Origin of the sequence: Psychrobacter sp. ANT_WB68 (genome assembly GCF_008369115.1) — a bacterium.
GTDB lineage: Bacteria > Pseudomonadota > Gammaproteobacteria > Pseudomonadales > Moraxellaceae > Psychrobacter.
Genome location: NZ_VOAZ01000004.1, coordinates 191309 through 201786, shown reverse-complemented (window position 1 = coordinate 201786; position 10478 = coordinate 191309). Strand labels below are relative to the sequence as shown.

Here is a 10478-nt window from a genome sequence, read left to right as displayed (position 1 = left end):
ACTATCATATCATAATGATTTGGTTTGTCAAGCTTTTTTATAAATTGTTTCAGTAAGTTATCCAGGTTTGTTATATGTAATTTACATATAAGTCATTCCGGTTTGCCTTATTGAGGTGCGTATTATAGACGCTTTAATCAGTAAGTCAAGAAGTAAATTTATTTTAAACTGAATTAAAAATTATTCATTGGTTGGATGATTTATTTAGTAGCTTAGCTATTAATAATCAGTGGTAAACCACTTTCCAATCCGCCTTCCCTTTCGACTGGGTGGCATTATACGCGGTTTAAGGTGGGGGTCAAGGGGGTTTACCTCCTATTTCGAGGATTATCTCAACTTATCATTAATACCCTCTATTTATCAGTCAGTTAAGATTCAAAATAGTTTTGCCTTTATCATAAATAGCCTTTTTTGCTTAAAACCACCTATCTCCTCTATATAACAGCCTCCTATATGTAGCATACTCTATATACTACGCTCTTATAGCTTACCTGTTTTTTTGAAGAAGTCTTTATAAGCAGCAATCTTCTTATCTAACGCTAAAGGGTATGCGCGTGAAGTCGAAGGTAACCTATATAAGGTTAAATCATTAACATCCGCTTTTTGACTCTGGTTATTTTGCCATTGGTAAGGATAGTCCATACTTTGATTGGTTTTAGGATACTTAGACTTGGCAGGCGGCTCGGCTAATAAATTTAGTAGCACCTCGGTGGCTTTACCGCCCGTGGTAAATAATGTTTGAACCTTTGGCACTTGTGGCAAGATATTATCTAGGTCAACTGGCGTGACGACAGTTAGGTTTTTATCTGAGGCATTGCCTGTTTCACGAATAGCCTGATTAACCGTTGGGCAAGAAGCAATACCGCGCTCAAACATAAAGGCGCGAATACGTTCAGGATCAAAGCGCTTCTCATCCCCTACTCTAAAATAATCCACGTCATCAAAAAAAACACTACCATAGATACGCCACATATCATTATAAAAGTTAGGATAGTGAAAGCGCATTGCCCATTTATCAGCGGTCGGTGGAAATGTGCCCATCATCATTACGGTGGCATCGGGTGGTAACACTGGACCGAACGGATGGGTTTCTACTTCTGCTGCGCGGACTTCGGACAATATCGAATTATTATCCATTTCATAAGTATTATCAGGCAGGTTGGATGGTTGTGTAGTCATAAGATTCTTCATCAGAAAAGCGGTTTTTTTGCTATCATAGCAAGCCTAAACACTACTTCATTTATTAAGGCGCGATTATAGTCAAACATAGTCGGCTTAAATAAAACCAATCTTGTTATAAATGCATTTGGCTTACTTTATTATTGAAGCATTTAGCTTACTATTTATGGGCTAGATATAGGGTTGAAGTGCAGTAAGTGTTTGTATCTTTTATACTAATGGCAACCGCATTAACTGCGCAAGCATCAGACCAAAAACTAAGAGAGACCTTATGAGCGACTTAAAAATCACCGTCATCGATCACCCGTTAGTCCGTCATAAACTCAGCCTCATGCGTGAAAAAGACTGTAGTACTTATAAGTTTCGTACATTGACCAAAGAGCTTGCACGCTTGATGGCATATGAAGCAAGCCGTGATTTTGAAATTGAAACCTTTCCGATGGAAGGCTGGTGTGGTGAAATCACTGGTGAGCAAATCATCGGTAAGACGGCAACGATTGTACCTATTTTACGTGCGGGTATTGGCATGTTGGACGGGGTGCTCGATTTGATTCCTACAGCAAAAATATCTGTCGTCGGTTTACAGCGCGATGAAGAAACTTTGCAACCTGTGCCGTTCTTTGAAAAATTTGTCAGCCACATGGACAAACGCCCAGCCCTTATTATTGACCCAATGCTAGCCACTGGTGGCTCAATGGTGGCAACTATTGAAATGCTGAAGAAAAATGGCTGTACCAATATTAAAGCATTGGTATTGGTTGCCGCACCTGAAGGCGTGCGTGTGGTCAATGAAGCACATCCTGACGTGACCATTTATACCGCCGCACTAGACAGTCATTTGGATGAGCACGGCTATATCATCCCAGGTTTGGGCGATGCGGGTGATAAAATCTTTGGTAAGCAACTATTTAACAAGTAAGAAAAAATAAATAAACCAAGATAAGCCGTCGTCATAAAAACTATGACCTAAGCACAAGACATCAATGATAAGGATATAAGATGAATGTATTGATTACAGGAGCAAGCGCAGGTTTCGGTAAAGCGTTGGCCGAACGTTTGGTTGCCAATGGTCATCGCGTGATTGGCTGTGCCAGACGCCTTGATAAGCTTAATGCTTTGGCAGACACTTTGGGCGAGGCATTTTTACCTGTGGTTATGGATGTGAGTGACACGGCTGCTATCCCGCAAATCATTGCTGATTTGCCTGCTGACTTTAGTCAAATTGATGTCTTGGTGAATAATGCGGGACTAGCACTTGGCACAGAGCCTGCGCAAAATGCCAGTCTTGATGACTGGATGCGTATGACCGATACCAATATTAAAGGTCTAATGGCGGTGACCCATGCGATCTTGCCAGCGATGGTCGCACGCGATAGCGGTTATATCATTAATGTCGGCTCGATTGCCGGCAGTTGGCCTTACTTCGGTGGTAACGTCTATGGTGCGACCAAAGCTTTTGTCAAACAGTTTAGCCTCAATCTGCGGGCGGACTTAATCGGTACGCAAGTGCGCGTGACCAACCTCGAACCGGGTAATGTCGCTGGTACTGAGTTTTCAAACGTGCGCTATCATGGCGATGATGATAAAGCCGCTCAAGTTTATGATGGCTTTAAAACCATGACGGGCGATGATATTGGCGATATCTTATTATGGCTGATTGAATCGCCTGCCCATATTAACGTCAATCGTTTAGAAGTGATGCCAGTGGCACAAACTTATAACGGGCTGACGATTGCCAAGCAAGATTCTTAAAATTTTAGCCGACCGTTTGGCTCATTAACGTAATTCATAAGACCGAAGCAATATAGTCTCATCTATGTTGCTTCTTTTTTTGCTACTGATACTCTCTTCATTGACCAAGCGCAAATCCTGAAAGTCTAAAATTAGCACCTCATTACGCAAGCGCTCGCTAGTGCGTTTATTGTGACGTATCGGAAATCCTAATACTTGCTTACCCCTAATCACTATCTGATTGATAATCATGGTCGGATTATTCATAGTAGTTTTTGTACTTAACTTCTGAGCATCAATGATAGTTGTGGCAGGATTAACACTGGTGCTTAGAACTTTTATCTGGCGCACACTTTTTGGTAAATCGCCTGCAAAAAACAAGACTTGCTCTGGCGGTAAATACTGCGCATGACGCATTAACTCTTGACGAAATAGCAAAGGCATATCTGCGTTAAAACTGTCTTCTGTTTGCTGAGAGAACGCCGTAAAATTACGCTGCAAGTAACGTCCAAATACGCTGGCATCAATCCACTCTTGATAAATGTCATTTGCTAGTAATTGCTTTGTGAAAGCGTCGGCATCTGCTGTGGTATCTGCCGTGAGCATGGCTAGCAATAAAGCTTCCGCATTGTTAAATGTTTGCTGCTGCCAGCTTTGTGGATATAGGCTACTATCAAGCAATGATAAAGTTAACTTGCCCATACGCTAACATCCTTATTAATCATTGAGCATCCTCCTCAAAGCATATAGTATCTATTATATACACTTCATATCACATGCATTCCTTATTAATTTATTTGCTATCGAATAGTTGCTCAGATTGTATGCTAGGGTATATTTGCCGCTTTAATATAACAGCCTTTGGCAAATGGGTTAATAAAAAGAGGTTATCGCCTTATGAAAACAAATTTAATTAACTTATCTGCTAACTATAAAGTGCAAACGATTCATATCACTTTGACTGACGGTACGCTGTTACCTGTGTCAGTTATAGGCAGCGGCAAACCTGTAATATTACTGCATGCTTATGGTATGGATGCGCGTGAGTTTTTGCCGTTTATTTTGCCCTTGGTTGGTAAGTATGCGTTTTATCTGCCACATTTACGAGGATTTGGGGCGGCAAAAGATATCAAGCTGACCCAATTTGATTTTGTAAGGCAATATGCCGATGATATCAGTGTCGTGATTGAGCAAGTTTGCTTGGCACACAATATAGAATCTGTACCAGTTGCCGCTATCTCGATGGGCGCCCAAGTAATGTGGGCGTATTTTGAACGTTATGGCAGCGCAAAAGTCAGCCGCTATTTGAATATTGACCAAAGTCCTGCTATCCATAACCAGTCTGACTGGCAAGGTGGATTGTTTGGCACGCGGCAGCAAGAAGTATTCGATATCTTTCATGAGGTGATTGATAGAACGTTGCCTTATGCTGACGTCGAAAGCTTTACCCATCTGCCTTTTGCTCTTAAACGCCGTGCAACGGATGTTGAACGACTGTTTTCTCTCTTGTCCGTCAATCGCACGCGCTCAAAAGCGTTTATACAAGTGATGACTTATAAAAACGATCCCAAACTTGCGCTTTATGATCACAGTATTTGGCATCATAAGATGCGCTGCTTGCAAGCCTATTTGACATTGCCCTATGACTTCCGCGGTGCGCTAGAGCGGGTCACCATTCCAGTGGTCAATCTCATTGGTGGGCGCTCCAAACTCTACGATGCTAAGTGGCAGCAAAAAATCACCCAGATGCTACCCAATGCCAGTGAAATCCTGTTACCGCGCTCAGGTCATGCAATACCGATGGATGAGCCAATTGGTTTTTATAAAGTATTAAAAGGGTTTTTGCAGGATTAGTTAGTTATTCATATAAAAAAAGCGACCTTAATGGGTCGCTTTTTATTTGGGCAAAGAGCTTTAAATTTTTTGAAACATTAATCAGCTAATGCTTTAATTAACTCAAACCGTGGTGCTTTTTTACCATCTACTGTTACGCTTTCAGTAAACATGGCTAATGGTCGTACCCATACGCCGTATTCACCATACAGACAGCGGTAAACAACTAACTCTTCTTCGGTTTCGGAATGGTTCGCTACGTGCAAGACTTGATAAAGGCTGCCTTTATAATGGCGGTAGATGCCTTGGGGAACGGTTTTTTCTGTCATGATTGCATCCCAATTTTTATTATAAATTTATGAATAAAATACTGCCGTAGTATATTCACATCGCAAAAAGAAATAAGGTCGACCATCATTTCGACCTTACTCTTACTCCAAACAGCTTGTCCCAATCATTTATTAAGCAACCGTCACTTTCGCATAGGCCTTTTTACCTGCTTGGATAACGACTGTTTGACCAGAGGTTAAGCTAAAGCCTGCATCGACCACTTCGCCATCTACTTTTACCGCGCCGCGTTTAATCATATCTTTAGCAGATGAGCTGTTTTTGGCAAGCTCTGCTTGATTTAATATCTGTGTGATAAATAATGCGTCCGCGCCTTCTAAATCCAAGGTCACTTCTGGTAAATCAACTGGCAATTCGCCATCAGCTAATACGTTACCCGCTGATTTGTGCGCATTGGCAGCAGCATCAGCATCGTGGAATCGTTCGATTAATTCTTCGGCAAGAATACGTTTGATTTCTTGTGGATTGCGGCCATTTTCCATCTCTGCCATTAACGCTTCGACTTCTTCCATCGGCTTAAAGCTTAAAAACTCAAAGTAGCGACGGATTAAGGTATCTGGCATAGACAGTAGCTTTTGGTACATGGTGCCCGGTGCATCATAAATACCAACGTAGTTATTCAGCGACTTAGACATTTTATTAACGCCGTCTAGTCCTTCTAAAATTGGCACCGTGATACAAACTTGTGGCTCTTGACCATAACGACCTTGTAGGGTGCGTCCCATCAAAATATTAAAGGTTTGGTCAGTACCGCCAAGCTCGACGTCGGCTTTGAGCGCGATAGAGTCATAACCTTGCACCAATGGGTATAAAAACTCATGGATGGCAATTGGCGTTTGCGCCGCGTAGCGTTTAGAGAAATCATCGCGCTCAAGCATACGCGAGACGGTCAATTGGCTAGAAAGCTGAATCATATCGCCCGCTGACATGTCTTTAAACCATTCAGAGTTAAAGACAATCTTAGTTTTTTCTTTATCCAAAATCTTAAAAACTTGTTCCGCATACGTTTGAGCATTGACTTTGATTTGCTCATCCGTCAATGGCGGACGTGTGCTGTTCTTACCAGAAGGGTCGCCAATCTTGGCGGTATAATCACCGATTAGAAAATAAATCTCATGACCCAAATCTTGAAAATGCTTAAGCTTATTAATCAGCACCGTATGCCCCAAATGCAGGTCAGGGGCAGTAGGGTCAAAACCTGCTTTGATACGTAGCGGGCGATTGAGTTTAAGCTTCTTAACTAAATCCTCTTCAGATAGGATTTCTTGCGTGCCGCGCTGAATCAAGGCAAGTTGTTCTTCTAAGGTGTAGGTTTGAGTGGTCATGATGCTCTCTTTATGGTCTTTATTAAAAGGATAAAGCGTTTGGGCTATTTAGAATATCGTAGCCAGTAAAAGATGTTAGAATTTGAGGGATATACTAGCGTTTTTTAAGGTAAATTGCCATGACCAACCCTGCATCGATTGCTGATACTAATTCGACTATAAACTTAGATAATGGTTTAGACAACATTTTAGACAATACTTTAGATGACGGTCTAGAAAATAGCTTAGAGCATATTGACGACTTAAATTATGCCACCTTGACCGATGCACTGGAGCAAACGGTGTTTGAAAACTTCGATGATGGTTTATATATCGGTATGATGTCTGGTACCAGCCTAGATGGTATGGATGCCGTGCTTTGCCAATTCGGTGGTGAAGAAAGTACTCAGCAACCCATGCGACTGTTAGCAACTCATAGCCAAGATTTCCCGCCCCGACTGCGTGAGGTGTTATTGGCCTTATGTCAGCCCAATGGTGTTCAAGAATTAAAACCAACCGCTGATGAGCCAAATAGCGAATTAGATTGGTTCGGTTGGGCAAGTAAAGCATACGCTGAGTTTGCCAGCGATGTAGTGAATACGTTATTGCAGCAATCAAATACCGATGTAGAGTCGGTGCTAGCGATTGGCTGTCATGGGCAAACCGTACGCCATCGCCCGCAGATGGGTTTTAGCTTACAATTGGTAGATGCCAATATCATCTCTGAGCGTACTGGCATTAGTGTCGTCAGTGATTTCCGCCGCCGCGATATGGCCGTCGGTGGTCAAGGTGCACCTTTGGTTCCTGCCTTTCATCAGGCTTTATTTGCCACGCCTGATAGCACGCGGGTGCTATTGAACTTGGGCGGTATTGCTAATATCACCGTCTTGCCAGCGAGCGCTAGTGCTAATAACACCTCAAATCCCAAACAAGTAGATAAAGTGATTGGTTATGATACCGGCCCTGCCAATTTACTATTAGATGCGTGGACAGCATTGCATACTGATAAAGATTACGATGCTGCTGGTGCTTGGGCGCAGTCAGGACAAGTCGTTGAGCCGCTACTTAACCAGCTGATAGAGCATCCGTTTTTTGCTCGAACCTATCCGAAAAGCACAGGGCGTGAAGACTTTAATCTAGAATGGCTACAGAATGAACTACAAAAATTCGACCAAGCATCTGCTCATATCCGTTATTCATCAGCGGATGTGCAAGCAACTTTGACCGAGCTGACGGCCATGAGTGCCAGTATGCAAATTAATAGGTTTATACAAGCTCATGAAGACAGTTCAGTTTACGTCTGTGGTGGCGGGGCCCTGAATGATTATTTGATGACTCGCTTACAAGCGCACCTGCCCCATTGCACGGTAGAAACCACTGCCAGCTTAGGACTGAATCCGGCTTGGGTAGAAGCCGTCGCTTTTGCATGGCTCGCAAGGCAAACGCTGATGGGTGAAACCGGCAACTTGCCAGCGGTGACCGGTGCAAGTAAAGATGTGGTATTGGGTCAAGTCTGTTTTGCCTGACGGGCCAAATTTTAGTTTACATACGTACACTTATGTGTTTTATAATGGCTTCTGAAATAACATCCTCTTAGGACCTTAAGTACAGGATACAGCGCATGAGCCAGCACAGCAGTTTACCGACCGACTCACTTACCGAACAAGCGACAAATAATGTCGACACACAGGGGCATAAGCCAAGACAGAAACCACCGCACTACGAGCGCTCTGACGATATGCGCGTGGTGATTACCGGTATGGGTGCTATCACGCCACTTGGCCTTGATGTCGAAAGCTCATGGGCAAGTCTGCTTAATGGCGACAGTGGCATCAAACGCATAAGCCATTTCGATGCGACTGACTATCGTGCGCAAATTGCTGGCGTGGTCAAGGATTTTGACGCCAAGCAATACATGAATGCCAAAGACGCGCGCCGCTATGATGAGTTTATGCATTATGCCGTTGCGGCCTCTGCAATGGCATTAAAAGATGCAGGCTTTATCGATGAAGTCAGCGCTGCTGATGCGCCTGTACACGGCGTCGATCAAGAGCGTTTTGGTGTGATTATAGGCTCAGGTATTGGTGGTATCCAAACCATTGAAAATAGCCGTGATACGCTTCGTGAAAAAGGGGCGAGCAAAGTGTCGCCTTTTATTATCCCAGGGTCAATTGTCAATATGGCAGCAGGTTTAGTCGCGATTAAACACACCCTTAAAGGTCCAAATCTCGCGACATCAACGGCTTGTACTACCGCGACCCATGCTATCGGTCTTGCAGCGCGTTTGATTGCTTATGGCGATGCCGATGTGATGCTGGCTGGTGGTAGTGAAAAAGGCTCAAGCCCGCTTGGTATATCAGGTTTTGGGGCAATGCACGCCTTATCGACTCGCAATGACGAACCAACCAAAGCGTCGCGTCCATTTGATAAAGAGCGTGATGGTTTTGTGCTAGGTGATGGCGCTGGAGTCGTGGTGGTTGAAAGCCTTGCTCATGCCAAAGCGCGCGGTGCAAAGATACTGGCTGAACTCGTTGGCTTTGGTATGAGCGATGATGCCAGCCATATTACTGCACCACCAGAAGATGGTAGCGGTGCGGCACGAGCTATGCGTAATGCTCTAAACGATGCGGGTATTGAGCCATCGAGTGTTGGCTACGTCAACGCCCATGGTACCAGCACTCCTGCCGGTGATGTCGCTGAGTCCATTGCTATTGAAACTGTCTTTGCGCCGGTAAAAGACAGCATTTTGGTCAGCTCAACCAAATCGATGACTGGTCACTTGCTGGGTGCTGCCGGTGGTATCGAAGCGATATTCACCATCCTTGCCCTACAGCATCAGCATGTACCGCCCACCATTAACTTGGATAATGTTGAAGATAACTGTAATCTCGATTATGTCGCCAACCAATCGCGTAAGGTTGAAAATCTACAGTATGCGGTATCCAATAGCTTTGGCTTTGGAGGCACTAACGGCTCGTTGATATTTGCCCGTTGGCCTATCAATCAGTAACACCCAAAAGCCTGCATTCTAGCTGTTGTAACCTTGGTGTCAGATTTGCTACGTTTGTCCACTTGCAGCCCCTTATTATACTTGCGTATGATAAGGGGTAATTTTTGCAACATTTATGGAAGATACCATGTCAAGCTACTCATTTTCCCATCAGTTTTATCAGCGCTGGACGTGTGCACCTGAGCCTATACGCGCGGCAATCACCCAAGAGCTAAAAGACATCACCACGTTATTGCAAGCAGAGACGCCATTTGAAACCTTTGTTTTTAGCACCCATGACTTAGACACACATCTCGATGATCTCTATGAGAATCATGACGCCGAACAAGCGATTGCCAAAGCTATCGAAGACAAACAAGCCCAAGCGCGCGCCACTGCTGAAAAAGAACGTCTCGAAGAACAACAAAAAACACAAGCAGCAGAAGACGCTAAGAATAAAGAAGCTAAATTAAAAGAAGAAACCAAGCTGCGTGAAGAAGCAGAAGCTGCACAGAAAGAACAACAGAAAAATGAGCAACTAATAGCTGATAAAAATACTCTTAATGATAAACAGGCTATTATTGATGCCAATAGCATGAGTGATGCCGCAAAGCCAAGTATGGATAATGGCGCTGATGGCATTGATAATAAAACTCAGGCTACTAAACCATCGAATGCCAGTAAAAATGATGCCGATAACAATCTTATCACCAGTTCTGAACATAAAACTGTCAGCGAACATGCCCATGCCATTAGCGATAATCCTACTAATAATGATAAAAGCGTTAAAGACGACCACAGCATTAAAGCGGTCAATGATAGAGCCAATGCTGCCATCAAACTGGCATTAAAAGATGCAAAGCTGAGTACCACCCATCAAGAACTGCTTCATGAGCTTGAAATGCAAATTGACGATTACCTCAGTGAGCAAATGCTGTTAATGTCTGACAATCTAAAATCTTGGTTACGTGCCGAGGTCACTCAACATCTAGGTGAAAAAGATCAGCCAGTGGCTGATAAAGGTGTGAAAAAAAACTAAACTTTGCGTCTCAGCAATGAAAAAGCCCCGTAAAATTTACGGGGCTTTTTTTATT

The 10478-nt window shown here is 43.5% G+C and carries 10 protein-coding genes; 6 read left to right on the top strand and 4 right to left on the bottom strand.

The genetic code is table 11. The features are described 5' to 3' along the window. Nucleotides 1-480 precede the first annotated feature (480 nt). Nucleotides 481-1137, bottom strand: coding sequence for a DNA glycosylase (locus FQ084_RS12015; protein WP_149490881.1), 657 nt, complete (start codon nt 1135-1137; stop codon nt 481-483). A 313-nt stretch (nt 1138-1450) separates the two neighbouring features. Between FQ084_RS12015 and upp the strand changes: the two genes are divergently transcribed. Both upp and FQ084_RS12005 read left to right on the top strand, forming a co-directional pair. Then, nucleotides 1451-2098: a uracil phosphoribosyltransferase gene (upp, locus tag FQ084_RS12010; protein ID WP_149490868.1), complete on the top strand. Its 648-nt coding sequence runs from the start codon at nt 1451-1453 to the stop codon at nt 2096-2098. Between the two features lie 80 nt (nt 2099-2178). Then, a complete protein-coding gene (locus FQ084_RS12005; protein ID WP_149490867.1) occupies nt 2179-2931 on the top strand; it encodes an SDR family NAD(P)-dependent oxidoreductase in 753 nt (250 codons plus the stop codon). Between the two features lie 24 nt (nt 2932-2955). On the opposite strand, the gene FQ084_RS12000 is transcribed toward FQ084_RS12005, so the two are convergent. Then, the gene (locus FQ084_RS12000; protein WP_149490866.1) at nt 2956-3612 is read right to left on the bottom strand and encodes a hypothetical protein; all 657 of its coding nucleotides are present in this window, start codon (nt 3610-3612) and stop codon (nt 2956-2958) included. A gap of 195 nt (nt 3613-3807) precedes the next feature. Here FQ084_RS12000 and FQ084_RS11995 point away from each other — a divergent pair, with 195 nt between their 5' ends. Next, a complete protein-coding gene (locus tag FQ084_RS11995; RefSeq protein ID WP_149490865.1) occupies nt 3808-4764 on the top strand; it encodes an alpha/beta fold hydrolase in 957 nt (318 codons plus the stop codon). A gap of 77 nt (nt 4765-4841) precedes the next feature. Here FQ084_RS11995 and FQ084_RS11990 read toward each other — a convergent pair whose 3' ends face one another. Continuing rightward, on the bottom strand, nt 4842-5072 hold the full coding sequence (locus FQ084_RS11990) for a DUF1653 domain-containing protein (protein ID WP_149490864.1): 231 nt from the start codon (nt 5070-5072) through the stop codon (nt 4842-4844). Between the two features lie 132 nt (nt 5073-5204). Further along, nucleotides 5205-6416: a tyrosine--tRNA ligase gene (tyrS, locus tag FQ084_RS11985; protein ID WP_149490863.1), complete on the bottom strand. Its 1212-nt coding sequence runs from the start codon at nt 6414-6416 to the stop codon at nt 5205-5207. Nucleotides 6417-6535: 119 nt separating this feature from the next. Here tyrS and FQ084_RS11980 point away from each other — a divergent pair, with 119 nt between their 5' ends. The 3 genes from FQ084_RS11980 to FQ084_RS11970 all read left to right on the top strand — a co-directional run bounded on the left by FQ084_RS11980 (nt 6536) and on the right by FQ084_RS11970 (nt 10423). Further along, nucleotides 6536-7921 carry an anhydro-N-acetylmuramic acid kinase gene (locus FQ084_RS11980; RefSeq protein WP_149490862.1) on the top strand — a complete coding sequence of 462 codons (1386 nt, stop codon included), beginning with the start codon at nt 6536-6538 and terminating at the stop codon, nt 7919-7921. Between the two features lie 212 nt (nt 7922-8133). Beyond that, nucleotides 8134-9405 (top strand): beta-ketoacyl-ACP synthase II, encoded by a 1272-nt coding sequence (gene fabF, locus FQ084_RS11975; protein ID WP_188032965.1) that lies wholly within the window; start codon nt 8134-8136, stop codon nt 9403-9405. Nucleotides 9406-9532: 127 nt separating this feature from the next. After that, nucleotides 9533-10423, top strand: a complete 891-nt coding sequence (locus FQ084_RS11970) for a hypothetical protein (RefSeq protein ID WP_262880770.1) — start codon at nt 9533-9535, stop codon at nt 10421-10423. The last annotated feature ends 55 nt before the right edge of the window (nt 10424-10478 follow it).